Here is a 24398-nt window from a genome sequence, read left to right on the forward strand (position 1 = left end):
TAGAACCTCTGCCGTCCCGCAAAAAACGCTCGCGTGCGCTGCCGCTTCCGTGGAGCCGATCTGGAGAGTCGCCGCATCCTCCCCGGGCCGCCGGTCACGCCGGCGCCCCCGGCAGCAGATACCACAGCACGGTGGTCAGGGTCGCGCAGACGACGCCCATCACGGTGACGCCGACGGTCCAGGTCGACAGCATCGTCCGCTCGGGGACGGTGAAAGAGCGTGAGAGGACCCAGAAGCCGGCGTCGTTCACGTGCGACAGGCAGACACCTCCGGCCGAGACGCCCACGGCGAGCAGGGCGATGTGCGTCGGATCGACGGCGCTCGCGTCGACGGTCGTGGCCAGAAGGGTCGCGACCGTGGTGACCGCCGCCGTGGTGGTGCCGAGCGTCGCGCGCAACGCCGCCGCCAAGACGAACCCGAACACGACCAGCGGCAGGTGCGCCTCCTGGAGCCGCTCGACCAGCTGGCCGCCGATCCCGGACGCCGCGATGACGCCGCCGAACGCGACACCTCCGCCCGTGGAGAGCACGATCTCGCCGACCGGACGCAGTCCCACCCGGCCGACCTCGGTGAGACCGCCGCTGCTCCGCGCCGACCGGGGCAGTAGCAGGACGTAGGCGACGACCGTCGTGATCATCAGCGCGATGACGGGCGTGCCGAGGAAGCGGACGACGTCGCCCACCGGAGTCGACTGCGGGGCGACGAGGGCGGCGAGCGTGGCGAGCAGGATCAGCAGCACCGGCAGGGTGAGCACGACCAGGAGCCTGGGCAGCAGGCGGGTCGCGGTCGCGGTCGCCGTGGCGAGCGCGGTACTTCCGCCGGCGAGGGTCGAGACTGCGCGCAGGTCGGGCTGGGCGATGGTGCGCTCTGCGGGAGGGTCGTCGGCGGGGATCGGCAGCCCGCCGCGGGCGTCGATCCGCGCGAGGCGACGGGACGCCCAGACGATGCCGACCGCGGCGCCCGGCAGCATCGTCACCAGGCCCAGCACGGCGAGGAGCCCGTAGTCGACCCCGAGTGCGGAGGCGACCGCGACCGCGCCGGGGTGCGGCGGGAGGATCGCGTGCACGGCGAGCACCGCGATCGCCATCGGCACCGCGAAGAAGGCCGCGTGCCGGCCGGCCTGCCGAGCGATCGAGAGGACGACAGGGGCGAGCAGGATGACGGCGGTGTCGAAGAAGATGGTGCTGCCCACCAGCAGGCCGGCCAGCACGACCGCGAGCACACCGCGCTGCGGTCCCACCTTCGCCAGCAGGACGCGGGCCAGCAGCTCACCGCCGCCGGAGCGAGAGATGATCTCGCCGATGATGCACCCCAGCCCCACCAGCGGCAGGATGTGCGCCAGCGACGGTCCGAGGACCCCCTCGAGCACGGCGAGCACGCCGCGCTCCCCGTCGGCCAGCGGCAGGCCGAAGCTCAGCCCGAGGACGACCGCGACCGACGTCATCGCGATGTAGGGGTGGATCCGGAGCCGGACGATGAGCACCAGCAGCGCGGCGACGCTGAGCACGATGGACAGGACGGCGAGGGGGAACGTCACGGAGGTGCTCCTTTGCAGTGGTGATTGCCGCCAGTGAAGGGGACGACCGGGAGCGCGGCGACCGATCGTGTCTCGAGAGGGGCGAGAGCGGACATCCGTCCGTCCTGGACGCTACCGCGACGGCACGGTCGACCGTGGCGTGCGGGCCGGGTGACCCTGAAGCCATCCGCACCGCTGCCTCGACGACGAGAAGGACGACTCCGCATGACTCCGACCGCTCACCTGCACCACGTGGCCCTCGTGGTGTCGGACCTCGACGCGACCCGCGACTTCTACGTCGGCGTACTCGGCTGCACCGAGTTCACCCGCCCGAGCGACTTCGTGTTCCGCGGCGCGTACTTCCGGCTCGGCACGGCCGAGATCCACGTCGTGCAGGAGAAGACGCCGGGACGTCTCGCCGCGAATCCGCCGCGGTGGGAGGAGGACGAGCTGCAGACGGGGCTCGTGCACCATCTCGCGATCATGGTGGAGTCGTTCGCTCCGTTCCTCGAGGCGCTCGTCGCACGCGGGCTGGAGCGCTGCGGCGGCTACCGGATCCGCGACGACTTCGTGGAGCAGGTGTACCTGGCCGACCCCGACGGCAACGTGATCGAGCTGCTCCAGCAGCACGGGCCGGAGGCGGGGCGGCTGCGGCGGCAGGAGATCCACGACCTGGGGATCGCGGTTCCGGTCGCGCCCGGCTTCCCGCTCCTTAATCCGCGCGTGCGATATGGGGCAGTATGACGCACCTGAGACTCTAGGATCGACTGATCTTCGCATCTGCGGAGTGACGATTCGGAGGTTCCTGTGCGTCACCGCCTGCTCCCTCTCGCACCGGCCGCCGCCGCGCTCCTCCTGCTCGCGGGATGCTCGGCACCCGCGGGCCCTTCGTCGTCCGGCGGCCACCTCACCGTCTTCGCCGCCGCCTCGCTGAAGGGCGCGTTCACCGAACTCGCCAGCGGATTCGAGGCCTCGCAGCCTGGCGTGCACGTCGAGCTGTCCGTCGCGGGGTCCTCCGACCTCGCGACGCAGATCGTGAACGGCGCCCCGGCCGACGTCTTCGCCTCGGCTGACGAACGCACCATGTCCACGGTCGCCGACGCGGGAATGATCGCGGGCGACCCGGTCGACATCGCCACCAACACGCTCGAGATCGCCGTGCCACCCGGCAACCCGGCAGAGGTCGTGTCTCTCGTGGACCTCGCCCGGCCCGGCACCGCCACCGTCGTCTGCGCCCCGCAGGTGCCGTGCGGAGCGGCGGCCGTCGCGGTGGAACAGGCCGCGGGGGTCGACATCGCACCGGTCAGCGAGGAGTCGTCGGTGACGGACGTGCTCGGCAAGGTGTCCTCGGGCGAAGCGGATGCCGGGCTGGTCTACGCGACGGACGTCCGCGGCTCCGGCGGCTCGGTCACCGGCATCCCCTTCGCCGAATCCTCGGCGGCGGTCAACACCTACCCGATCGCGGCCCTGACCGGGGCAGGCGACTCCAGCACAGCGGCGGCCTTCGTCGCCTACGCGGCCTCGGACGCCGGGCGGGCGGTGCTCGCGGCGGCCGGCTTCGGAGCGCCGCGAGAGGCGTAGCCCCCTCCCGCGAGATGCCACCTGTGACGGCGATTCTCGGCGTGTCGCCCTCACAAGTGGCATCTCGCGGGAGGGGGCGGGCGGGGCGGGGCGGGCGGCGGGCGGGGCGGGGGGCAGGTGCGGACGTAGGATCGGTGGTATGCCGCAGATTCGGATCAGGGAGGCTGCCGCCGCGCTGGGCGTGAGCGACGACACGCTGCGGCGCTGGATCGAGAACGGGGCGCTCGCGAGCGCGAAGGACGCCTCCGGGCGGCGGGTCGTGGACGGCCTCGAGGTCGCCCGGCTCGCCCGCGCCACCGCGGTGCTGCCGGAGGATCCGTCGCCGGTCGCGCGCTCGGCCCGCAACCGCTTCGTCGGGATCGTCACCGACATCGTGATGGACACCGTCATGGCGCAGGTCGAGCTGCAGTGCGGACCGCACAGGGTGGTCTCGCTGATGAGCAGCGAGGCGGTGCGCGAGCTCGGACTCGAACCCGGATCGCCCGCGGTGGCGGTGGTCAAGGCGACGACGGTGATCGTCGAGACGCCGCTCGCGCGGGGCTGATGCGCACCGGCTCCGGTCTGCCGCGCTGGGTCGTGGCGGTCGCCGCGCTCGGCGCCCTGCTGGTGCTGTTGCCGCTCGTCGCGATCCTCACCCGGGTCGACTGGCCGCAGTTCCTGCCGTTGATCACCTCCGACTCCTCCGTCGCCGCGCTCCTGCTGAGCCTGCGCACCTCCGCCGCCGCGACCCTGCTGTGCCTGCTGCTCGGGACGCCGATGGCCCTGGTACTCGCGCGCACCGCCTTCCCCGGGCAGCGCCTCCTCCGCTCGCTGGTGCTGCTGCCGCTGGTCCTGCCGCCGGTGGTCGGCGGGCTGGCGCTGCTCTACACCGTCGGCAGGATGGGCCTGCTCGGCGGTGCGCTGGAGGCGGCCGGCATCCGTATCGCGTTTTCGACCACCGCCGTGGTGCTCGCGCAGACCTTCGTGGCGCTGCCTTTTCTGGTGCTGACGCTGGAGGGTGCGCTGCGCAGCGCCGGCGCCCGGTACGAAGCGGTCGCCGCGACGCTGGGCGCCTCCCCCGCAACGGTGCTGCGGCGGATCACGCTGCCGCTGATCCTGCCGGGCCTGGCCTCGGGCGCCATCCTCTCGTTCGCGCGGGCGCTGGGCGAGTTCGGTGCGACGCTGACCTTCGCCGGGAGCCTTCAGGGCACGACGCGCACGCTCCCGCTCGAGATCTACCTGCAGCGCGAGAGCGACCCGGACGCGGCGGTGGCCCTGGCGCTGGTACTGGTGGTGGTCGCCGTCCTCGTGATCGGGCTCGCGCACGGCCGTTCGGCCCGGGGGGTGCCGCGGTGAGCCTGCGGTTGGAGGCGCGGCTCGCGGCACGCGGGATCGACGTGCGGATCGACGTGGCCGAGGGCGAGACCCTCGCCCTGATCGGCCCGAACGGCGCGGGCAAGTCGACCGTACTCGAGCTGATCGCCGGGCTCGCCCGCGCCGATGCCGGCCGGGCGAGTGTGGGAGCGATGCTGCTCTTCGACGACCGCCGCTGGACGCCTCCGCACCGCCGCCCTGTCGCCCTGCTCGCGCAGGATCCGATGCTGTTCCCGCACCTGAGCGTGCGCGAGAACGCGGCGTTCGGGCCGCGCAGCGCCGGGGTCGGGCGGGCGGAGTCGCGCGCGCGGGCCGAGCGCGAGCTGGCCGCCGCAGGGGTGGCCGACCTGGCCGACCGGCGCCCGGCGAGCCTCTCCGGCGGGCAGGCGCAGCGGGTGGCCCTCGCCCGCGCGCTCGCGACCGATCCGCGCCTCCTGCTGCTCGACGAGCCGCTGGCCGCGGTCGACGCCCGGGTCGCCCCGGCGCTCCGGCGGATGCTGCGCGAGGTGCTCGCGGAGCGCTCGGCGATCGTGGTCACCCACGATGTGCTCGATGCCTGGACGCTTGCCGATCGGGTGCTGGTCCTGCACGGCGGGCGGGTGGTCGAGGAGGGCCCGACGGCCCGGGTCCTCACGCGCCCGCGCACCGGGTTCACCGCGCAGCTCGCCGGGCTCGACCTGCTCACGGGCGTGCGCACGGCGACGGGGCTGCGCATCGCCGAGGGGCACGAGCTCGCCGGAGTCGCGGCCGAGCCGATCGCGGTCGGGGCCGCGGTGCTCGCGGCGGTCCGCCCCTCCGCCGTCTCAGTCGGCGAGGTGCGCGAGGTGCGCGAGGTCCGCGCGGGGGAGAGCGGAGGCGACGGCGGCGAGTTCGGCGACGCGGGAGGCGTGCGCGCCGTGATCACCGACGTGGAGCAGCACGGCGACGCCGTGCGGGTGCGCAGTGCGCTCCTCGGTGCCGACATCGCCCCAGCGGACGCGGCGCGACTCGACCTCGCCCCGGGCCGCGAGGCCCGCTTCAGCGTCAGCCCCCGGTCGCTGCTGATCTACCCGGCCTGAGCCTCGGACGCCACCGACGCCCCGCCACAGAGCGGAAGTCGCACTCGCAGCCGCGCACCCGCGAGCACCGGCGAGTCCGAGAGCGCCAGCGATCCTCCGTAGACCGCCAGCTGCCGATCCAGCCGGCTCAGGCCCGAGCGCGTCGAGCCCGCGGCGACTCCGCTCCCGTCGTCATCGAGGGTGAGCACCACCACGCCCGCCTGCACCGCGCCCCGCACGCGCAGCGACGAGGCACAGCCGTGCTTGAGCGCATTGGTGAGGCCCTCCTCGACAAGCCGGACAAGCAGCAACCGCTGATCCAGCGGCGGCTCGCGACCCTCGGCGGAGAGCTCGGAAATGCGTCCGAGATCGAGATCGACGGCGATCTCGGGTGGGAGACGCGCGAGGAGGTCGCGCACGGCCGCGACCAGGCCGTGGTCGATCTCGACGGGGTAGAGGGCGTGGCCCACCGTGCGCACCTCCTCCTCGCGCAACCGGTCGAGGCGGGCGGCGATCGCGAGCAGGCGGGCCGAGACGTCCGGATCCGCGGCGCTCGCGACCGCGTGCAGTTCGGCGGCCAGCACCACGAGGCCGTTCTGCAGCCGGCCATGCAGGCTCTGCGCCACGTCCCGCCGCACCCGCAGCTCCTCGCGCTGAAGCGCCTGCACCGCCTCGATCGCCTGCACGCGGGCGCGGGCGTGCTCCCGCTCCTTCTCGCGCACCCGCCGCGCGGCTCGCACGAGCAGGTAGCCGTAACCGCAGATCAGCGCGACCACCACGGACCCCACGACCAGCTCGATCACGATCGCGGGGAGGGCGGCGATCGGGTAGATACCCGTCAGCACCTGGAGGGTGCAGCGCACGACTCCCACGCCTACCGCGATCAGAGCTGTCCGGGCGATTCGGTCGCCGCCCGCGAAGCGCTCCGGGCGCAGCAGCGCGACCAGAGCGATCGCGAGCGCGATCGTCGAGACGTTGACCAGCACGCGCGTCGTGACGTCGAGCAGCGGGCCGGGATCGATGCCCCGGAGCGTCTGCGACAGGATGCCGAGCGCGAAGACGGCCTGGAGCGCGGCGAGCAGCGAGAGGACCCCGCCGAGGAGGGCCATCGCACCGAGGACGATCCGGTTGTCCTCGCGCGCATCGCCCGGCTCGGCAGTCATCCGGTGTGCTCGAGGAACTGGAGGGTCGCGTCGACCCGCGGATTCCGCTCGCCGTCGGAGCGGACGCCGAGCGCGGAGTAGATCGCGTTGACGTGGTTGTCGACCGAGCGGACCGCGATGCCCAGGCGCTCGCCGATTGCGGCGTTGGTCAGGCCGGACGCGAGACCCGCGAGCACCTCGTACTGGCGCGGGCTGAGGGCGGCGACCGGGGAGTCGCGGCGGGCGGACCGGGCGGCGACCAGCGCAGGATCGAGCACGGTGCGGCCGTCCGCGGTCGCGCGCACGGAACTCAGCAGCGCGGGGGCTGAGAGGGAGGAGCTTTTCGAGAGGTAGCTCCAGCCGCGCGCCTCCGCGCGGTCGAGGCGGAGGAAGCGGTGCATCGCATCGACCGCCGAGAGCAGGACGATGCCCAGCCCGGGCGCGGTGATCCGGAGCCGGCGTCCAAGGTCGATGCCGTCGCCGTCACCGAGCTCGATGTCGAGGATCGCGACGTCGAGTTCCGCAGGGCGCAGCACCGACCGCGCCTCCGCGGCGGAGCCGGCCTCCACGACGCTCCGCACGCTCGGGATCGAGCGCAACAGCGAGGTCAGCATGTGGCGGTAGAGAGGTTGGTCGTCGACGACGGCCAGCCTCAGCTCCGAAACGCCCCCCACGGATGTCATTGGCCCATCTTCACCCATACCGCGGACGTCGGGGCGTCCCTCGAAGAGGGAGTGTTGCCGGGGATCCGCGCCGCCCTCCGACGTGGCAGCGGCTCCTCGCCCGCGCGGGGTTCAGGAGTGACGGCGCCGGGTGCACGGGGCGGATCGCGCGGCGAGGCGGGCCCGGTTCAGGAGAATCGAACACCCGTCAGCGCGAGCCCCGCGGCCGCCGCAGCGATGGCGAGCGCCGCCGTACCGATCCCGTAGCCCAGGCCGGCCGCCCAGCGCCGCTCGAGCAGCAGCCGCGCGGTCTCGACGCTCGCCGTGCTGAAGGTGGTGAAACCGCCGAGCACGCCCGTCCCGAGCACGGCCCGCCAGACCGGGTCGAGGACCCCGGCCAGGACGAGCCCGGTGACCACCCCGAGCAGCAGCGACCCGCTGACGTTGATCAGCGCGGTGCCGACCGGCCAGCGCGCGGGCACGAGCGAGCGGGCGATCGAGTCGACCACCAGCCGCGCCGCAGCGCCGACTCCGCCCGCGAGAGCGACCGCGACCAGCAGACCCGGCGTCATACCGCTCCCCTCCGGCTCCCCGCGACCGCAATGCCCAGCGCGGCGGCGAGCACCCCCAGCACGAGCGAGCCACCGGTGTACGCGAGGTACTCGACACCGTGCCCACCCTGCAGCAGCGCAACCGTGTCGAGCGAAAAGGTGCTGTACGTGGTGAAGCCGCCGAGCACACCGGTGCCGAGCAGGAGGCGCAGAGAGCGGCGGCGACCGTCGTCCGATCCCCGCCGCGCCAGCGCCTCCAGCAGCAGGCCCAGGAGGAACGCACCGGGCAGGTTCACGACGAGCGTCGCGACCGGCACGACCCCCAGCGGGGGCAGCGCGGCGCCGATCGCCGCACGAGCCGCCGTACCGACCGTTCCGCCCGCCGCGACCAGGAGAATCTCAGCGGGCCGCAGGTGGAGGGGCCGCGTCACTCCGCGAGGTCCCAGGGCGCGGGACGCGAGGTGTCGCGGTCGGCGCGCGGGACGACGAGAACGGGACGGTGCTGACGGTGGGCGAGGTGGGCGGCGACACTGCCGCCGAGAAACTCCGCGATGCTCGCGAGTACGCCCGCGTCGCGGGTGCCGACCACGATCATCCGCGCATCGACCTCGTCGGCGACCTCGGCGAGGGCCAGCGCCGGCTCCCCGCGGACCGCCCGCAACGACCAGGCCACAGGACTGTCGTCGAGCTCGCGCTCGACCGTCTCGCGCAGTTCGGGCGGGACGGCCGGACCGTCGCCTCGATCGGCCCCCGCCCCGACGAAGCCGATCGGGACGCCGCCGGTCATCGGATCGACGTACTCGCCGACGAGGTAGGGATCGGCCGAGACTGACACGAGCAGCAGCGCGGCTCCGGCATCGGCGGCGACGCGCTCGGCGGTGCGCAGGACCTCGGGGCGCTGGCCGTCGACGACGCCGACGAGGACGGGCCCGGTCGGGGCGGGTGCACTCGGGATCGGTGCGCTGGGGGTGGGTGCGGTCATGAGAAGCTCCTTCCCGGTTGCGCCCCATCCTCCCACTGCGCGGGCGCGCGAAGCCGGAACATCCCTCCTGATCCGCCGTGATCGTTCCGTTACGCAGGGGCCTCGGGCTAGAGTGGCTCCTCGCCGGATGCCCTTCCGGCACCCGGCCGTGTCATCACTGCCACCCCTGTCGAAACTGTCACCCGAGGAGAACGCACGCGTGTCGAAGCCAGGCATTCCCACCCCTGAGGAGAGTGCCGGCACCCGGAGTGCGCCCCGGACGCGACGGGAGGCCCGTGAGGCCGAGCGTCGCGCCGCTGCGGCCGCCGCGGAGCAGACCGTAGTCGCGGGCGGCGTTGCGTCCGAGCCAGCCGCCGCGACCGCGTCCGCCACTGCTTCCGCCGCCTCCGGCGTGCCCGCCGCCTCCGCTACCCCTGCGTCGGTCGATACCGCCTCCCCCGACGTCGATGACGCGGCCGCCGTCGCGACCGCTCGGACCGTCTCGGTCGACGTCCCCGCGGTCGCCTCCCCCGCTTCCCGATCGAGCCTCGCCGCACCCCGCCGCGCCGCCTCGCGCCCCGGCGCACCCCGCGCCGCCGAGCCGGCCCGGACTCGCGGCCTCAGCCGCCGAGCCCTCGCGTTCGGTACCTTCTCGGTGGTCGGCGGCCTCTTCGCCACCGCCGCCATCCCCGCGTACGGTGCCCGCAGTGCCTCCGCCACCGCAACCGGCCGCGCCGCTGCGGACCGGGTCGGCCTGCAGAATCTGACCGTCTCCTCCGACGCGACCCGCCAGACCGCCGTGCGTGACGCCTTCGCCGCTCCAACCAAGGCGCAACTCGACGAGGCCAGCCGCCAGGCGGCGGTGCTCTCCGGCTCCAACGGTGGCGAGTTCTCGACCGTGCAGACCCGCGCGGCCGGCGACGACTACCCGTGGCCCTACGAGACCATCGACGACAATGGCGGCGGCCTCTCGCCGCTCGGCTACTACTACCGCGAGTGCGTCGACTTCGTGGCGTGGCGCCTGAACCGCGACGCCGGCCGCACCTCCGCGCCGTGGAAGTACACCTGGGGCAACATCACGCCACTCGGTGGCAGCGCGTACGAGTGGCCGGACAACTGGGCTGCGAAGGGCTGGGCGACCAGCAGCGTCCCGATCGTCGGTTGCGTCGCGTGGTGGACCTACAACCACGTCTCCTACGTGCAGAAGGTCAACGACGACGGCACCGTGCTCCTCGAGGAGTACAACTACGGCGGCAAGCACAGCTATGTGACCCGCACCTTCCCCACCGCGAAGGTGCCGCTCTTCCTCTACCCGCCTGTTCTGTAGCGCGTGCTCCGGCGCGCGAGCACGGCGAGGAGTGCGGCGAAGGCGGGCGACGAGGTCGACGTGGCTGGTGTCCGCGAGCTCGTGCAGGCGCACGCCCGGATGGCGGTCGGCGGAGCGGCGGCTGTAGGCGACGGGCACGTCCTCGTCGAGGGTGCCGTGGATCAGCGTGGTCGGCTGCCGCGAGCACGGCCAGGACGTCGTCCCCGGCGCCCGCCCCTCCGCCTCCCCCGTCCCCCGGTACCTCCCCGCGAGATGCCACTTATGTGCGCGACACGCCGAGGAAAACGCGCATAAGTGGCATCTCGCGGCGGGCGATCGAGGAGGATCTCCTCGAGGTCGACCCGGCGACGGCGGTCCTCCAGCAGGCGAGCGTTCTGCCGCGGCCGACGGGCGGGCTCAGCGAGATGCTTCGGTCGCGGAGCGCCAACGCGACCGCCACCGCTGTCGGCTTCGCGGTGGAGGAGATCGCCGACGGCTCTCTTGCGGGGTATGTGACGCTCTGGGGCGGCGCCCTTCCACACCGGTACGCGACCCTCGCCATCGTTCTCGGCCCGCACGCTCGCGGTCGTGAGCCCGCCGCGCGTCAGGTGACGTTGATGAGCGTGCGTTGCCAGCCGGAGGAGCCGTCGGGCGCGACCGGCGCGCGGTCCTCGATCTGGACCAGGCCGTTCTTGTCGACCGCGCGGACCGCGACGTAGTGCGAGCCCGGCTGGGCCTCCCAGTCGACGTACCACTGCACCCAGGTGTCGAGGTTGACCGGGGTCGAGAGCGTCGCCTCCTGCCAGTCGCCGCTGTCGATGCTCACCTCGACCTTCTCGATGCCGATGCTCTGCGCCCAGGCGACACCCGCGATCTTGGTGGCACCCGACGCGACGGGCGCGCCGATCCGCGGGGTGTCGATCCGCGAGGACATCTTGATGGGGGCCTCAGCGGAGTAGCCGCGCGGGGTCCAGTAGGCCTGGTCGGCCTCGAAGGTGGTGACCTTCAGCTCGGTGAGCCACTTGGTGGCCGAGACGTAGCCGTAGAGACCGGGCACGATCATCCGCACCGGGAAGCCGTGCTCGAACGGCAGGGGCTCGCCGTTCATCCCGACAGCGAGGATCGCATCGAGGTTCTCGTCGGTCACCGCGCTGATCGGGGTGGACGCGGTGTAGCCGTCGCTGCTGGTGGAGAGGAGCATGTCGGCTCCGCTCTGCACACCGGCCATCTTCAGCACGTCGCGGAGCGGGACGCCGAGCCACTTGGCATTGCCGACGAGGTTGCCGCCGACCTGGTTCGAGACACAGGTCAGGGTGATGCCGTATTCGTCGAGACCCATATCGAAGATTTGCTGAAGGTTCAGCGTCACCTCGCGGTCGACCATTCCGGAGATTTTCAGCGACCAGGCCGACGGGTCGAGGTTGGGCACGGTGAGGGCGGTATCGACACGGTAGAAGTCGGCGTTCGACGTGTAGAGCGGGGTGATGCCGTCGATGTCGAGCTCGGCGCCGGCGGGCACCGAGACGGAGCTGCGGGGGGACGGCAGGCGGAGGGCGTTGCGGACGCCGGCGAGCGAGGAGGTCGCCGCGTTGACCAGGCGGGCTCCGGTGCCCACGACGGCCGCGCCGACGGCGGTGATCAGCGCGATGCGGAAGAAACCGCGGCGCTCGAGCGCCCCCGGACGGGCCTCGGAGGATGTTCCCCTCGCCTCCGAGACCCGTGCAGCGCGCCAGCCGCGCAGGCGCGTGAAGAGCAGGTGCATGACGAGAACGGCGACGACGAGGCCGACCAGAGTGGGCACCGCGGCGAGCGGAGCGGCACCGGCGCGGGTGACGATGGCGGCGATCGAGAGGCCGCCGGCAATGACCAGCAGTACCTGGCCCAGCGGCGGGCGGATGAGCTGGAGAACGCCGGCGATCGCGGCCGCGACGACGACGGCGGCGCCGATGCTCCCGAGGAGGAAGGTCTTGTCGTTCTCACCGAAGGTCTCGATCGCGAACTCCTTGAGGGGGCGCGGGACGATGTCGACGACGAAGGAGCCGAGCGCAAGCACGGGGCTCGCCGTCCGGGCGACCGCGAGGGCGACGAGCTCGGCGACGGCGAGGAGGACTCCTCCGGTGATGATGCCCGCGAGAGCGGCGAGCAGGAGGTATCGCGCTCGGTGCTCGCGCACGGGTGCCGCTGTCTGGTTCATACGGGAGAGTTTTCACCTGCGACCTGCCGATTCCCAGGGTGTCGCTAGTTTGGTCGTGTGGGCGCATTTTTCATAACGAACAGGTAACGCGGGCGTCCATTCAGCGGCGCCGGTCGAGAGCCGCGCGGAGGTACGCAGCGGTGCGGCTGCCCGCCGCCTCCGCCACCTCCTCCGGCGTCCCCGTCGCAACGACCGAGCCGCCCGCGCGGCCCGCTCCCGGCCCGAGGTCGATGACCCAGTCGGCGTCCGCAACCACGCGCATGTCGTGCTCGACCACGATCACCGTGTTGCCCGCGTCGACCGACGTCCGGAACGCCGACCTGGTCGATCAGCCGCCGCGCATAAGGGGCGACCGACTCGAGGTAGCGGCGCTGCGCCTCCGCATAAAGCGTGCCGAAGGCGAGCGAACTCTTCCCCGATCCGGAGACGCCGGTGAAGGCGACGAGGGCGTCGCGCGGCACGTCGACGTCGATGCTCCGGAGGTTGTTCTGGCGGGCCCCGCGCACGCGGACGCGGTCGTAGGAGTCAGTGGTTCCTGGCGCGCTCATCCCTCCAGCCTGCCGTGCCCGAATGTGGGCGGCCCGGGCCTGCTCCGGCGGGTCAGGACCACCCGGTGTGCGCCGAGGCACCGTCGAGGCGGCGGGGCCTCAGCGAAGCGGCGGCGGCTCGGCCGTTCGCGCGAGCACCGGCGGACGAGCCGAGCGCCTCATCCCACTCCCCGCCGAACGAGGAGGAAGGGGATCAGGACGTCTCCCGCACCTCGCTCAGGGACGCCGACGGCCGGTTCTGCGCCACACAGCAAAGACGCTCAGCCAGAACGCGGCGTAGATGATCAGGACGGAAAGAAGCTCCCACGACAACCCTGGGGCAGTCACGACCTGCATCACGACGTGAACCGCGACGACGGGAGCCAGCACGAGAGTGGCGAAGAGGGCCGGGGACATCCGTCTGTTGGCAGTCATTGGCAGCTGAATCCGGTCGGCCCCGCGAGGGGGTAGATCCGCGCCGTCTCGACGCGGGCGAGGCGCGTCAGCGACTCAGCAGCTGCGCGGCCACTCGACCAGCACGACGGCGCGACTGCTCGATCGGCGCGGGTCAGCCGCAGGTGAGGGCGGGGTGGTTCGCGGTGACGGTCGCGGTGCGGCCCGCGTCGTCGGTGCCCGCCACGGCGACCGTCGTGGATCCGGCCGGAACGCTGGTCTGGCGGGTCGTCAGGGCGGTGGCGGTGCTCGCTCCGCCGGCGAGCGCGGTGACCCGCTTCGCCGTGGCGCCGGTACCGATGGTGACGTCGACGGGCAGGTCATCCGCATTCTTCACGACCGTGGTCACCACGACCGTGCCAGCGACGCAGCGCGCGGCTGAGGTCGCCACCGGCTGTAGCGGCACCGTCGACGCCGGAGCGCCGAGCGAGACGCGGAAGCGTTGGCAGTCGTTGTTCAGGACGCTCCACTGGCCGATCCGGGTGCCGTTCTGCGCCGAGCAGTTCGACAGGTCGAGCGCCTTGCCGCTGTGCGCGGCCCGCAGCTCGACAGTGCCGTCGTTGCCCGGGCGGAGGCGCCAGCGGCTGCCCGCGACGCCGCACGCGCCCTGGGTGACGGTCGCACCGTCGGCGGTGGAGCCTCCGGTGACCGCGAGACACGGAGCGGCGGCGGAGACCAGGTGCATCTCGAGCGCTCCGTCGGGGGCGGAGCCGAAGGTGACGCGCTGGCAGGGCGAGCCGAGCCAATCCTGCTGCTGGAGCACCGCGTTGCCGGCCGTGGAGCAGTTCGGCAGGTCGACGGTCTTGCCGGTGACGAACGAGTTGACGGCGACGGGTCCGGCGGGGCGGAGCACCCACTCCTGAGCCGCCGCGGAGGTGGCGGCCGCCTGGCGCACGGTCGTCCCGGACGCCTCCAGCAGCGTGCCGCTGGCGCGGTTGGTCAGGGTGGAGTAGCCGCCGGTGGCCGGAGCGACCGTCCACTGCTGGCAGCCGGTGGTGAGCCACGCGGACTGCTGGAGTCCGGCGGAGCCGGTGGCGCAGCCGACCGGGCCGAGCGCCTTGCCGCTGGAGGCGTTCATCACGCGGAGGGCGCCCTCGCCGGTGGCGTCGAGCATCCAGTTCGCGCGCGGGCTGGAGCAGGGACCCTGCACGACTCCGGCGCCGTCGCCGCTCTGCGCGGAGGAGACGGTGACGCACAGGCCGGTACTGCGGCTGACCAACTGCCAGGGTGCGCCCTCGACCCGAGCCGTGAGCGGCGCGTTCTCGCCGCTGGGCACGGGGATGCGGGCCGAGGTGCCGAGCGGAGTGCCGAAGTCGGGCTCGCCGTCGGCGGTCCAGTCCACGATGTGCGCGCGGGCCGAGCGCTGGCGGCTGCAGCCGTCGTTCGGGCCGGGGTTCGCGTGGTAGAGGTTCCAGGTCTCCGTGCCGTCCGGCGAGTCGAAGAAGTCGTTGTGGCCGGTACCGAACTCGCCGTTCGCCGTCGAGAACACGGGGCCGTCGCTCTTGGTCCAGGAGGAGGCCAGCACCGGGTCGCCGGTGCCGTCGTACTCGAGGGTGCCGAGCTGGTAATCCTCGGTGCCGCAGAAGCTCGCCGAGTAGACGATCCAGGTGCGGCCATCCTTCTGCAGCGGGACGGGGCCCTCGTTGACGGGGGCGCCGATGGTCTCCCACGGCTCGGTGGGCGACGAGAGCACGGTGAGGGGACCGCTGGCGGTCCACGGGTTGGACAGCTTGGCAATGTAGTTGTTCTGCAGCCGGTTCGGCTCGGGCGAGAACGCCGACCAGGTGATGTAGAGCTCGCCGTTCAGCTCGAGGTAGGCGCCGTCGATGTTCCAGTCGTCGGTGGGAATCGGCCGACCCTTGTAGGTGTACGGGCCCATCGGGTCGTCGCCCGCGCTTTCGATCACCTGGAGGTGCTGACGGTCGACGTTCCCCTCGGCCCCCATCGTGTACATCAGGTACCAGCGCCAGCCGTTCGGACCCTGGAGCCGCTGCAGCTCGGGCGCCCACATGGCGGCGTTCCGGCCGGGGTTGGTGTCGGTGTAGACCGTGGTCGGAGCGGTGGTTCCCAGCGCCGCGAGGGTGGGCGCCTTGCGCATCACGACGCGGTTGTCCCATGTGGTCGCGACCATGTAGTAGTTGCCGTCGTGGAACTCGATCGTCGGGTCCGCAGTATCCGGCGCGATCGGGTTGGTGAAGGTCGGCTCGCCGAGGGCGACAGCCGGTGAGGCGGCGGTGAGGGGCAGGGCCATCACCGCGGCGAGCAGGATCAGCAGCCCGGCGGTGAGGCGGCGCCGGAGCCCCGCGGCTCGGGGGCGCTCGGCGTCGGAGCGCGTTGGTCCGGTCGTCATCGTGACTCCGTCGTCAAGGGTGGGGCCCGGAGGCGCACCGTGGGCGGCGCGCCCCCGGGAGTGCGGGGCTCCGACGCCGGAGCGGCCTCGGGAAGAAAGGCTCTGCGGCCTCGGGAGGGACGTACCGCGCTTCGCAGGACTCGGCGGTACCTCCACCTCGAGGTCTCCGACACCGCCTGCTGTGCGGTCCTGTTCACGGTAACAGGCAACGTGCGTGCACTCAACGGCCCCCATTCGCGGGGCGTTTCCCTCTCCCGCAATGGTCCGCCGCCGCGGAACCGTTCATAACGCAGGATAAATTTGGTTCGGCCGCCGGGAACAGGCGGATCGAGCGCCCTGCTCCGCCATCCTTCCTGAGTTGTGAACCGCGCGACCGCGGCGAGCGCCGGAGCGCCGCGACCGACGCTCTCAAGCGGAGCGAGCTGGGCCGAACCCTCCCGGAGGGTGCCGGGATGCCCCGCACCCGGACGTCGCGCAGCGCCCTCGCCTGGGCGGGAGGCTCTCACCGGTCCACGCCTGATGCTCGCGCTCAAGACGGCGCTGGCGGTGGGCATCGCCTCGGCCGTCCGCCGCGTTCAGGCGCGTCTGCAGCACGACGGCGAGGAGACCACCTGACCCCTTCCGCCCAGCACGGCGCACGGTTGCCACGCCTGCTCGGCGATATCCCGCTCGGCCGGGAGGCAGGGGGCGCCGCCGCGGGAGCGGGACGCGCCCCCGGCAGAGACCGGCAGCGCATTCTTCTACCATTCAGCGGGTCACCGGACACCGCTGGGTAAGAAGAAGAGGGGCACGGAATCGTGAGTATCGTGCTCGTCATCGACGACGACCCCCACCTCCTCTTCGGCATCAGGGTCGCCCTCGAGACTGACGGACATCGGGTGGTCACGGCCGCCGACGGACGCGCCGGCCTCGCGGCCGTGGCCGAGCACGATCCGGATGCGGTGGTCCTGGATGTGAACATGCCGCTCCTGGACGGATCCGCGGTGTGCCGCGCGCTCAGGGTTGTCGGTGACGACGTGCCGGTGATGATGCTCACCGCGCACGACAGCGCTCCTCTCCGCGTCGCCGGACTTGACGCCGGGGCTGACGACTACCTCGGGAAGCCGTTCGACGTGGACGAACTGCGAGCCCGGGTGCGTGCCCTGATCCGTCGCGGCGCGTCAGCCTCCGCAGCACCCCTCTGGCGCGGCGTCGCTCTCGACACGCAGCAGCGACGGCTCACCGGCCCCTCGGGCGAGACCGAGCTGACGCGCCTCGAGACGCTCATCGCCGACCTGCTGTTCCGCGATCCCTCGCGGGTGCGCACCAGGGATGAGTTGAGCGACGCGGCCTGGCCGACCGGCCGCGCCCCCGCCTCGAACGCGCTGGACGTCACCGTCAGCTCCCTGCGCAAGAAGGTGGCATCCGCCACCGGCGCGCCTGCGATACGCGCAGTCCGCGGCCTCGGCTACCGGCTCGAGCCGTGACCGGCGTGCGGAGCGGATCGCTGCGACGCCGCCTGGCCGCGGTCGTCGCCGGGGCGGTCGCACTCGCCGTCGTTCTCGTGGCCGCCCTGACCTGGCTCGTCGTCTCCGATCAGCTCCGCGGCTCTCTCGACACGGCGCTGGACCGTGAGGCGATTCGCGTGCAGCGCCTGCTGGTGTCGGATCCGGAGTGGACGGGCGGCCAGGGGTCCACCTGTCGCTACGTCATCGAGCCCGCCTGCGTCCGACGTGTCGATCGCATGTCCGCCGCCGCCGACGGCCCCCTGCGGACCAGCGCCCAGGTGCTGGCCGTGATCGACGGGACCTCACCGCGGGAGCGGTACACGTCAGAGGGGGTGCGGGTGCTCGTCCTGCCCGTGGGGGACGGCGGCGCAGTCATGGTCGGCCTTCCGACTCGGCAGACTGATACGGCTCTGGAGCGCACAGCACTCGCCCTCGCCGTGACGGGATCTGCGGGAGTCCTCCTCGCCGCGGCGTTCGGGGCAGCGGCCGCCACGGCAGCCCTGCGCCCCGTGCGGCGATTGGACGACGCGGTCCGCCGAGTCCGAGCCGAAGCGGACCCGCACGCACCCCTCGATCTCGGGCCGGACTCCGCTCGGAACGACGAACTGGGGCGCCTGTCCCGCTCGTTCACGGCGATGCTCGCCGAGCTCGCGATCGCTCAGGACGCGCAACGTGATTTCGTCGCCGACGCTTCTCACGAGCTGAGGACCCCGCTGACGACACTGCGGACGAATATCCAACTGCTCACGGGCGCGAACATCCTCGACGACGCGACGCAGGCCACCCTCCGCACCGCGCTCGTCGAGGAGCTCGACGCTATGGCGCTGACAATCGACGACCTCGTCGAGCTCGCTCGGGGCGACCGGGCACGTCCTCCCGCTCTGACCGCGGTGGAGGTCGTCGGCGCCGCTCGGGCGGCGGCGACCGCGGCCCAGCGCCGGTGGCCGAGTCCTGTCACGGTCGAGACCGCTGTCGAGGGCGTGCAGGCGCTCGTTCCGGACGGACGGCTCACCCGCCTCCTGGACGTCGTCCTCGACAACGCCGGTAAGTACGGTGCCGGTCGGCCGGTTCGGATCAAGGTGGACCTCGACGACGCTCGACGAGTGGTCATCAACGTCGTCGACCAGGGCGTCGGCATCCCCCGCGCCGAGCGCGAGCGCGTGTTCGAGCGGTTTCGGCGCGGTGCGGCCTCTCGCGGGACGCCGGGCTCCGGCCTCGGGCTGGCGATCGCCGCGCAGATCGTTGCGGATTCCGGGGGCCGCATCACCGCCGAGGACTCGCCGGGAGGCGGCACGACGATCCGGATCGTGCTCCCGGTCGCTTGACCTCACCTCCCCCTCATCCACGTCCCGGACGCTGAGCCCATGCTGCCCACGACCACGATCGCCCTACCGACGCCCGCTCCCCCCGTACGGAGACCGCGCACATCCGTGGGGCGCACCGCGGTTGTCGTCGCCGTGGTGACCCTGCTGCTGACGACGAGCGGACTGCTCCTCTCTCCTCGCCCGCTCGCCGCTCTCGGCGCACCGGGTTCCCTCGTCGGGACCCTTCTGCCGTGGTCGCTCTCCCTGGTCGTTCCGGCGGCTCTGCTGGCTGCCGCCCTGCGCTCGCGGGGGATCGCCGCCGGGCTGCTCGCCCTCGCCCTGACCTGGACCGCGATCTTCGCGCCGGCGCTCGTCGCGCGGATCGCCCCCGACACGGCGACGCTGTCGATCATCACGGAGAATGTGCACGCCGAGAACCAGGACGCGGCCGCCACCGCGCTCTCCCTCGCGGCGCGCCATCCGGACGTGATCGCTCTGCAGGAGCTCACGCCGTCGTCCGCGGAGGCGATCGCCGACGCCCTCGCGGGGCAGTTCCCCTACCTGTACCGCGTCGGGTCGATCGGAGTCTGGAGCACGCTTCCCCTCAGCGACGGGTCTCCTCTCGCTCTCGGCCTGAGCTGGAACAGGGCCCTGCGGGTCGACGTCGCCTCCGACGCCGGACCTGTCCGCCTCTACGTCGTGCACGCGGCCTCCCTCCGCGTGACCGGTGACGGCGGACGCGAGACGATGCTGACCGAGCTGCGCGCCGAGCTCGCCGACGACGAGTCGGATCGGCTCCTGGTCGCCGGCGATCTGAACGGCGGCTCGCTCGACCCCGTGGTCGCTCCTCTCCGAGACGCTGCCGACGAGGCTCCCGATCTGCGGCCGACCTGGCCTGCGGATGCTCCGCTCGTGCGTCTGGATCACGTCCTCGTCCGCGGCTTCGACAGCGCCGGCAGCGTGCTTCCCGCGAACGGGAGCGATCACCTCGGCGTGGAGATGCTCCTTCGCGCGCTGAGGCGCTCGGGTCAGGCCATCGGGATTGGCGAGCCGCTTCGCTGAGCAGAAGAAGGGAGCCGGTCCATCAGTTTCCCCTCCCGCGTCGGCGAAGAAGAGCCGGCCTTGTCCTGGGCGTCCCGGTGCCGCACCATGAGCCGTGCGCGCTCTCCTCTCCCGCTTCCGGGTCGACCTCCTCCTGCTCGTGGTCGCCGCCTCCTGGGGCTCGACCTACTTCGCCGCGAAGGAGCTCGTCTCCGACTCCAGCGTGCTGGCGCTGCTCGGTTCGCGGATGACCCTCGCCGCCCTCTGCCTGGCCGCGATCGTCGTGGTGCGACGGCATCGGATCACCGCGGCGGAGTGGCGAGTGGGCGTCACCCTCGGCGGGCTGCTCGCGACGATCTTCGCGCTCGAGACCTACGGCATCGCCGGCACCTCGGCCACCAACGCGGGCCTCATCATCAGCCTGACCATCGTGATCACCCCCATCCTGGACTCCGCCGTGTCGAAGCGCCGACTCCCGGGCCGCTTCCTGCTCGCCTGCGTCGTCGCGGTCGTCGGAGTCGCGCTGCTCGCGGGCAACGGCGCCCTCCGCCCGCTCTCCCCCGGCGACCTGCTGATCCTCGGCGCCGCCGTCGTGCGGGCGGTGCACGTCACCTCGATGCACCGCCTCTCGGCCCGGGCGCCGATGGACTCCCTCCGCTTGACGACGGTGCAGCTCGGCACCTGCGCCGTCGTATTCAGCGCCGCCTCGCTCGTCGTCGGCGTGCCGATGCCCGAGTACGTCGCGGGGCTCGACCCCGTCGGCGCCGGCCTGTTCCTCTACCTCGTCCTGGTCTGCACCGTGTTCGGCTTCCTCGTGCAGACCTGGGCGGTGCGCCGCACCTCCCCGTCGCGGGTCAGCCTCCTGCTGGGCACCGAGCCGGTGTGGGCCGCGGTCGTCGGAGTCGCGCTCGCTCGCGATGCGATCGCGCCGGTCGGCTTCGTCGGCATCGCGTTGATCCTGGCGGGCACGGCCTGGGGGCGCTGGATCGAGCAGCGGATCGCGCCCGCGGTCGCCCCCGAGGCGCTACTCGTCCGGACTCCGGAGGACGAGCAGCCGCGTCCCGTCGAGCGCTAGTCGGCCCGAGCGCCGGCGCGGTCAAGGGTCTCCCGCTCGGGGCCGCGATGTGCGGGAATCGGGATGGCGTCCACTGCGGGCGCCGTCGGAGGAGGATCCATGTCGCTCAGCGTGCTGTTCATCGGCGGGACGGGCATCATCAGCGCCGCCTGCGTCCGCGAGGCACTGCGGGTCGGCCACGACGTGACCGTGCTGAACCGGGGCCGGACGTCGCTCCGGCCGTTGCCCGAGGGCGTCCGTGCGGTGCAGGCGGACGGCCGCGACCGCGACTCCGTCACCGCCGCCCTGGGCGACCGGAGCTTCGACGCCGTGATCGACGTCGTCGCCTTCACCCCCGAGCACGTGCAGCAGGACATCGACCTGTTCGCCGGCCGGACGGGCCAGTACGTCTTCATCAGCTCGGCCTCGGCGTACCAGAAGCCGCCGCGCAGCCTCCCGGTCACCGAATCGACTCCGCTGCGCAACCCCTACTGGCAGTACTCGCGCGACAAGATCGCCTGCGAGGACCTGCTCGTCGCCGAGTACCGCGCGAGCGGCTTCCCGGTCACGATCGTCCGCCCCTCGCACACCTACGACCGCACCGCGCTGCCGGTCGACGGAGGCTGGACCGTCGTCGACCGGATGCGCCGCGGCCAGGAAGTGGTCGTCCTGGGTGACGGCACCTCGCTGTGGACGCTCACGCACGCCGACGACGTCGCGGTCGGCCTGGTCGGGCTGCTCGGCGCCTCCGCCGCCATCGGCGAGGCCTTCCACATCACCGGCGACGAGACACCGACCTGGGACGAGATCCACCGCTGCCTCGCCGCGGCGGCCGGAGTCGAACCGCGCCTCGTCCACGTCGCCTCCGACGCGATCGCCGCGGCCGACCCCGAGCTCGGCGCCGGCATCATCGGCGACAAGGCGCACTCGATGGTCTTCGACACCGCGAAGATCCGCCGCCTCGTCCCGGCCTACTCCCCCTCGGTGCGCTTCAGCGACGGTGCGCGCGAGATCGTGGAGTGGTACGACGCCGATCCGTCGCGACGAGTCGTCGACGAGCGGATGAACGGGCTGTTCGACGCGCTGATCGAGCGGTACCGGCCGCGGCCGCTCTAGGCGGTCGGGTCGAGGCTGATCGGGCGACCTGAGGGGCTAGTCCGTCTGAGGGGCTAGTCCGTCGGCGACGGCGCGAGGATCGGATCGAGCCGCACCAGGAACCCGCCCGGCACGCCAGGCTGCAGCTCCTGGTACTGGGACGGCACCCGGTAGGTGCCCTCGCCGACCGCCGTCACGGTGAACGTGTCCTCGGTCCGCGTGCCCGCGAGGAACACCGTGTACACGGCCGTGCCGTCCTCCGTCGTACGCTTGCCTGCCGCTGCGCCGGCCCAGCGGTGTCCGCCCGGATCGGCGGTCGCCGTCTCCCCGAGCGTCGCGTCCACCGCGGCCGGGTCGACGCCGTCGGTGCGGATCCCGTCCTGGCACTCGCGCCAGAGTCCGGTGAATCCGGGGTCGACGTCGGAGAAGCAGAACAGCATCGAGCCGTCGGGGGCGACGTGCAGGTCGCCGTAGTTGCCGACCACCTGCCCTGCGGGGGAGGCGACCGTGGTCTCGGGCTCGGGAGCGACCCCGGACTGCGGCGTGCACCCGACGAGCGCAAGGACGAGCACCGCCACCACTCCCGCTCGCCACCTCATCCCCGCAACCTACTGCCCGCGAGCCGCCGGTGGGGCCGCGACTCAGGCTCGCAGCAGCTCCGAGACGAGCGTCTGCACGCGCCGCTTGATGTCGTCGCGGATCGGACGCACCTCGTCGAGGTCCTTCCCGTGCGGGTCGGCGAGGTCCCAGTCCTCGTAGCGCTTGCCCGGGAAGACCGGGCAGACGTCACCGCAGCCCATCGTGATCACGACGTCGGACGCCTGCACCTGCTCGGTCGTCATCAGCTGCGGCACCCCCTGCGAGATGTCGATGCCCTCCTCCGCCATCGCCCGGATCGCGACCGGGTTGATGCTGTCGCCGGGCTCGGAGCCGCCGGAGCGGACCTCGACGGCGCCGCCCGAGAGCGCGCGGAGATAGCCGGCGGCCATCTGCGAGCGGCCCGCGTTGTGGATGCAGACGAAGAGGACGGTGGGGGCGGCCATCGGGGCTCCTGGGGTCGGGGGCGGGTGCTCGAAGGAGCACGGGCGAGGGTAGCGCGCGCAGGCGAACGACTCGCGATCCACCCCTCCGAGCATCGGGGTCTCGAGCCGCCCACGGCCGCTCCTCGACCAGCATGAACGGGCGTAGCAGGATCGCCGCCGTCAGTCCCGCACACGGCGGTAGTGGCGGTTGCGGACCGCGAGGATCGCTCCTCCGATCACCGCCGCGAGGAACGAGCCGGCCAGGACGCCGACCTTCACGTGGTCGTCGGACTCGCTACCCGCGCCGAACGAGAGCTCGCCGACGAGCAGCGAGACGGTGAATCCGATGCCCGCCACGAACGCCATGCCGATCACGTCCGCCCAGCGCAGCGACGGATCGAGCCCGATACCGCGGAACCGGGTCACGAGGAACGTGCTCCCGGCGATTCCGAGCGGCTTGCCGAGCACGAGGCCTGCGATGATGCCGACGGCGATGGAGTCCTGGAACGAGTCGACGAGGCCCGCGACGCCGCCGACCGTCACTCCAGCCGAGAAGAACGCGAACACGGGCACCGCGACCGCCGTCGACAGCAGGCTCCAGCGGTCGGCGAAGTGGGCGGCGAGGCCGTCGTACACCGGCCGGCCCTCCGCATCCGCCCCCACCTGCACCCGGGCGCGCGTCGTGGCGACGACCGGCACCGTGAAGCCGAGCAGCACACCGGCGACCGTCGCGTGGATGCCCGAGGCATGCACGAGCGCCCAGGTCGCGACTCCGAGCGGGATCAGCACCCACCACGCGCGCACGCCGCGCTGCACGCAGACCGCGAAGACCGCCAGCGGCACCAGCGCGAGAGCGAGCATCAGCACGTCGATGCCGGCGGTGTAGAAGACGGCGATGATCGTGATCGCGATGAGGTCGTCCACCACAGCGAGCGTGAGCAGGAATGTCCGCAGCGCCGGCGGGAGGAAGCGGCCGACCACGGCGAGCACCGCGACCGCGAAGGCAATGTCGGTGGCGGCGGGGATCGCCCAGCCATCGAGCGCAGCACCGCCGCGAGGCAGGTTCACGGCGGTGAAGATCAGCGCGGGGACGGCCACGCCGCCGACGGCCGCGACGATCGGCACGAGCGCCGTCCTGGGGTCGCGCAGCTTGCCCGCGACGAACTCCTCCTTGAGTTCCAGGCCCACCACGAAGAAGAAGATCGCGAGCAGTCCGTCGGCCGCCCACGATCCGACGCTCAGCTCGAGGTGCAGGGCCTCGGGGCCGAAGCGAACATCGCGAACGGCCGTGTAGAGCGCGGAGGCGGGGCTGTTCGCGACGATCAGCGCGAGCAGGGTCGCGGTGAGCAGGAACGCCCCGCCGACGGTGTCCTTCTGGAGGGTCTGGCGCAAGCCCCTCCAGATCGAGTGGGGGGCCTGGTCGGAGGGCAGGGACTGGTGGGGCATGAGGGGTTCCGTCCGGAGGGGTGGGCGAGCGCGGGACGCGGCCGCTGGCTCCGGAGGAGGGGCGGTCGCGGGTCAGGCGCGCGGCGGCGGGCAGCCGGCGATCTCGCCGTGCGCGTTCGTCCCCCATGAGCTGAGCCAGCCGTTGGTGCCCGAGGCGCGCTTGGTCAGCAGCAGCCGATTCGGGTACGCCGCGGCGGCGCGCACGCGGGAGCGCGACAGCGACGTGGGAGAGACGGACACGATCTCAGGGTACCGGCGGGCCCTGGACGCCACAGGATGTTCACAACTCAGGAAGGATGGCGGAGCAGGGCGCTCG

The 24398-nt window shown here is 72.6% G+C and carries 25 protein-coding genes and 1 pseudogene; 11 read left to right on the forward strand and 15 right to left on the reverse strand.

All coding sequences use genetic code 11. The features are described from left to right. Nucleotides 1–94: 94 nt before the first annotated feature. The gene (locus A6122_RS14245) at nt 95–1537 is read right to left on the reverse strand and encodes a GntP family permease (protein ID WP_068256226.1); all 1443 of its coding nucleotides are present in this window, start codon (nt 1535–1537) and stop codon (nt 95–97) included. Between the two features lie 204 nt (nt 1538–1741). Between A6122_RS14245 and A6122_RS14250 the strand changes: the two genes are divergently transcribed. The 5 genes from A6122_RS14250 to A6122_RS14270 all read left to right on the forward strand — a co-directional run bounded on the left by A6122_RS14250 (nt 1742) and on the right by A6122_RS14270 (nt 5508). Beyond that, nucleotides 1742–2260, forward strand: a complete 519-nt coding sequence (locus tag A6122_RS14250; RefSeq protein WP_068256228.1) for a VOC family protein — start codon at nt 1742–1744, stop codon at nt 2258–2260. A 63-nt stretch (nt 2261–2323) separates the two neighbouring features. Continuing rightward, nucleotides 2324–3097, forward strand: coding sequence for a molybdate ABC transporter substrate-binding protein (modA, locus tag A6122_RS14255; RefSeq protein WP_068256231.1), 774 nt, complete (start codon nt 2324–2326; stop codon nt 3095–3097). Between the two features lie 139 nt (nt 3098–3236). Further along, entirely contained in the window at nt 3237–3641 is a 405-nt protein-coding gene (locus tag A6122_RS14260) for a TOBE domain-containing protein (protein WP_068256234.1), read from the forward strand. Continuing rightward, the gene (locus tag A6122_RS14265; protein ID WP_068256236.1) at nt 3641–4432 is read left to right on the forward strand and encodes an ABC transporter permease; all 792 of its coding nucleotides are present in this window, start codon (nt 3641–3643) and stop codon (nt 4430–4432) included. The genes A6122_RS14260 and A6122_RS14265 overlap by 1 nt, the downstream gene beginning before the upstream one ends. Further along, nucleotides 4429–5508 carry a sulfate/molybdate ABC transporter ATP-binding protein gene (locus A6122_RS14270; RefSeq protein ID WP_068256239.1) on the forward strand — a complete coding sequence of 360 codons (1080 nt, stop codon included), beginning with the start codon at nt 4429–4431 and terminating at the stop codon, nt 5506–5508. Before A6122_RS14265 ends, A6122_RS14270 begins: the two co-directional genes overlap by 4 nt. Here the strand turns inward: A6122_RS14270 and A6122_RS14275 are convergent. The 5 genes from A6122_RS14275 to A6122_RS17425 form a co-directional block, all read right to left on the reverse strand. Next, nucleotides 5496–6650: a sensor histidine kinase gene (locus A6122_RS14275; RefSeq protein WP_068256242.1), complete on the reverse strand. Its 1155-nt coding sequence runs from the start codon at nt 6648–6650 to the stop codon at nt 5496–5498. The two genes, A6122_RS14270 and A6122_RS14275, sit on opposite strands and share 13 nt — an antisense overlap. Beyond that, nucleotides 6647–7312: a response regulator transcription factor gene (locus tag A6122_RS14280; protein ID WP_068256244.1), complete on the reverse strand. Its 666-nt coding sequence runs from the start codon at nt 7310–7312 to the stop codon at nt 6647–6649. Before A6122_RS14280 ends, A6122_RS14275 begins: the two co-directional genes overlap by 4 nt. A gap of 167 nt (nt 7313–7479) precedes the next feature. Continuing rightward, nucleotides 7480–7863, reverse strand: a complete 384-nt coding sequence (locus tag A6122_RS14285) for a fluoride efflux transporter FluC (protein ID WP_068256246.1) — start codon at nt 7861–7863, stop codon at nt 7480–7482. Beyond that, on the reverse strand, nt 7860–8273 hold the full coding sequence (locus tag A6122_RS17420; RefSeq protein ID WP_068256249.1) for a fluoride efflux transporter FluC: 414 nt from the start codon (nt 8271–8273) through the stop codon (nt 7860–7862). Before A6122_RS17420 ends, A6122_RS14285 begins: the two co-directional genes overlap by 4 nt. Continuing rightward, entirely contained in the window at nt 8270–8824 is a 555-nt protein-coding gene (locus tag A6122_RS17425) for a universal stress protein (protein ID WP_068256252.1), read from the reverse strand. The genes A6122_RS17420 and A6122_RS17425 overlap by 4 nt, the downstream gene beginning before the upstream one ends. Nucleotides 8825–9023: 199 nt before the next feature. Here A6122_RS17425 and A6122_RS14300 point away from each other — a divergent pair, with 199 nt between their 5' ends. After that, nucleotides 9024–10130 carry a CHAP domain-containing protein gene (locus tag A6122_RS14300; protein WP_068256254.1) on the forward strand — a complete coding sequence of 369 codons (1107 nt, stop codon included), beginning with the start codon at nt 9024–9026 and terminating at the stop codon, nt 10128–10130. A 583-nt stretch (nt 10131–10713) separates the two neighbouring features. Here the strand turns inward: A6122_RS14300 and A6122_RS14305 are convergent. From A6122_RS14305 to A6122_RS14320, 5 genes and pseudogenes are all read right to left on the reverse strand, one after another. Next, on the reverse strand, nt 10714–12303 hold the full coding sequence (locus A6122_RS14305) for a molybdopterin-dependent oxidoreductase (RefSeq protein ID WP_068256256.1): 1590 nt from the start codon (nt 12301–12303) through the stop codon (nt 10714–10716). A gap of 100 nt (nt 12304–12403) precedes the next feature. Then, nucleotides 12404–12580, reverse strand: a complete 177-nt coding sequence (locus A6122_RS17050) for a hypothetical protein (RefSeq protein WP_167542315.1) — start codon at nt 12578–12580, stop codon at nt 12404–12406. 43 nt (nt 12581–12623) lie between these two features. After that, a pseudogene (locus tag A6122_RS17430) lies at nt 12624–12851 on the reverse strand (hypothetical protein); the annotation flags it as partial. Between the two features lie 216 nt (nt 12852–13067). After that, nucleotides 13068–13265: a hypothetical protein gene (locus A6122_RS14315; RefSeq protein ID WP_146076806.1), complete on the reverse strand. Its 198-nt coding sequence runs from the start codon at nt 13263–13265 to the stop codon at nt 13068–13070. A gap of 133 nt (nt 13266–13398) precedes the next feature. Continuing rightward, the gene (locus A6122_RS14320) at nt 13399–15633 is read right to left on the reverse strand and encodes a family 43 glycosylhydrolase (protein ID WP_068256265.1); all 2235 of its coding nucleotides are present in this window, start codon (nt 15631–15633) and stop codon (nt 13399–13401) included. Between the two features lie 797 nt (nt 15634–16430). Here A6122_RS14320 and A6122_RS14325 point away from each other — a divergent pair. From A6122_RS14325 to A6122_RS14345, 5 genes are all read left to right on the forward strand, one after another. Next, nucleotides 16431–17099, forward strand: a complete 669-nt coding sequence (locus A6122_RS14325) for a response regulator transcription factor (protein WP_084416093.1) — start codon at nt 16431–16433, stop codon at nt 17097–17099. Continuing rightward, entirely contained in the window at nt 17096–18445 is a 1350-nt protein-coding gene (locus A6122_RS14330; protein ID WP_068256271.1) for a HAMP domain-containing sensor histidine kinase, read from the forward strand. The genes A6122_RS14325 and A6122_RS14330 overlap by 4 nt, the downstream gene beginning before the upstream one ends. Before the next feature lie 105 nt (nt 18446–18550). Beyond that, complete coding sequence (locus A6122_RS14335; RefSeq protein WP_068256274.1) at nt 18551–19486, forward strand: endonuclease/exonuclease/phosphatase family protein; 936 nt, start codon at nt 18551–18553, stop codon at nt 19484–19486. Nucleotides 19487–19580: 94 nt separating this feature from the next. Then, on the forward strand, nt 19581–20540 hold the full coding sequence (locus A6122_RS14340; protein WP_068256277.1) for a DMT family transporter: 960 nt from the start codon (nt 19581–19583) through the stop codon (nt 20538–20540). Nucleotides 20541–20639: 99 nt separating this feature from the next. Then, the gene (locus A6122_RS14345; protein WP_068256280.1) at nt 20640–21635 is read left to right on the forward strand and encodes an SDR family oxidoreductase; all 996 of its coding nucleotides are present in this window, start codon (nt 20640–20642) and stop codon (nt 21633–21635) included. A gap of 53 nt (nt 21636–21688) precedes the next feature. On the opposite strand, the gene A6122_RS14350 is transcribed toward A6122_RS14345, so the two are convergent. From A6122_RS14350 to A6122_RS14365, 4 genes are all read right to left on the reverse strand, one after another. Further along, complete coding sequence (locus A6122_RS14350; RefSeq protein WP_146077305.1) at nt 21689–22213, reverse strand: hypothetical protein; 525 nt, start codon at nt 22211–22213, stop codon at nt 21689–21691. Nucleotides 22214–22255: 42 nt separating this feature from the next. Continuing rightward, complete coding sequence (locus tag A6122_RS14355; RefSeq protein ID WP_068256285.1) at nt 22256–22657, reverse strand: arsenate reductase ArsC; 402 nt, start codon at nt 22655–22657, stop codon at nt 22256–22258. A gap of 159 nt (nt 22658–22816) precedes the next feature. Continuing rightward, nucleotides 22817–24082, reverse strand: coding sequence for a Na+/H+ antiporter NhaA (gene nhaA, locus A6122_RS14360; RefSeq protein ID WP_068256288.1), 1266 nt, complete (start codon nt 24080–24082; stop codon nt 22817–22819). Between the two features lie 72 nt (nt 24083–24154). Then, entirely contained in the window at nt 24155–24322 is a 168-nt protein-coding gene (locus tag A6122_RS14365) for a hypothetical protein (RefSeq protein ID WP_157593827.1), read from the reverse strand. Nucleotides 24323–24398 lie beyond the last annotated feature (76 nt).

This window comes from Rathayibacter tritici (genome assembly GCF_001641005.1).
GTDB lineage: Bacteria > Actinomycetota > Actinomycetes > Actinomycetales > Microbacteriaceae > Rathayibacter > Rathayibacter tritici.

What these genes read in the sequence shown, in the direction of transcription:
- A6122_RS14315 (WP_146076806.1), bottom strand. Translation starts at nt 13,265, where the DNA reads ATGACTGCCAACAGACGGATGTCCCCGGCCCTCTTCGCCACTCTCGTG.
- A6122_RS14285 (WP_068256246.1), bottom strand. Translation starts at nt 7,863, where the DNA reads ATGACGCCGGGTCTGCTGGTCGCGGTCGCTCTCGCGGGCGGAGTCGGC.
- A6122_RS14265 (WP_068256236.1), top strand. Translation starts at nt 3,641, where the DNA reads ATGCGCACCGGCTCCGGTCTGCCGCGCTGGGTCGTGGCGGTCGCCGCG.
- A6122_RS14320 (WP_068256265.1), bottom strand. Translation starts at nt 15,633, where the DNA reads ATGACGACCGGACCAACGCGCTCCGACGCCGAGCGCCCCCGAGCCGCG.
- nhaA (WP_068256288.1), bottom strand. Translation starts at nt 24,082, where the DNA reads ATGCCCCACCAGTCCCTGCCCTCCGACCAGGCCCCCCACTCGATCTGG.
- A6122_RS14280 (WP_068256244.1), bottom strand. Translation starts at nt 7,312, where the DNA reads ATGACATCCGTGGGGGGCGTTTCGGAGCTGAGGCTGGCCGTCGTCGAC.
- A6122_RS14305 (WP_068256256.1), bottom strand. Translation starts at nt 12,303, where the DNA reads ATGAACCAGACAGCGGCACCCGTGCGCGAGCACCGAGCGCGATACCTC.
- A6122_RS14250 (WP_068256228.1), top strand. Translation starts at nt 1,742, where the DNA reads ATGACTCCGACCGCTCACCTGCACCACGTGGCCCTCGTGGTGTCGGAC.
- A6122_RS14355 (WP_068256285.1), bottom strand. Translation starts at nt 22,657, where the DNA reads ATGGCCGCCCCCACCGTCCTCTTCGTCTGCATCCACAACGCGGGCCGC.
- A6122_RS14350 (WP_146077305.1), bottom strand. Translation starts at nt 22,213, where the DNA reads ATGAGGTGGCGAGCGGGAGTGGTGGCGGTGCTCGTCCTTGCGCTCGTC.
- A6122_RS14345 (WP_068256280.1), top strand. Translation starts at nt 20,640, where the DNA reads ATGTCGCTCAGCGTGCTGTTCATCGGCGGGACGGGCATCATCAGCGCC.
- A6122_RS17425 (WP_068256252.1), bottom strand. Translation starts at nt 8,824, where the DNA reads ATGACCGCACCCACCCCCAGCGCACCGATCCCGAGTGCACCCGCCCCG.
- A6122_RS14260 (WP_068256234.1), top strand. Translation starts at nt 3,237, where the DNA reads ATGCCGCAGATTCGGATCAGGGAGGCTGCCGCCGCGCTGGGCGTGAGC.
- A6122_RS14275 (WP_068256242.1), bottom strand. Translation starts at nt 6,650, where the DNA reads ATGACTGCCGAGCCGGGCGATGCGCGCGAGGACAACCGGATCGTCCTC.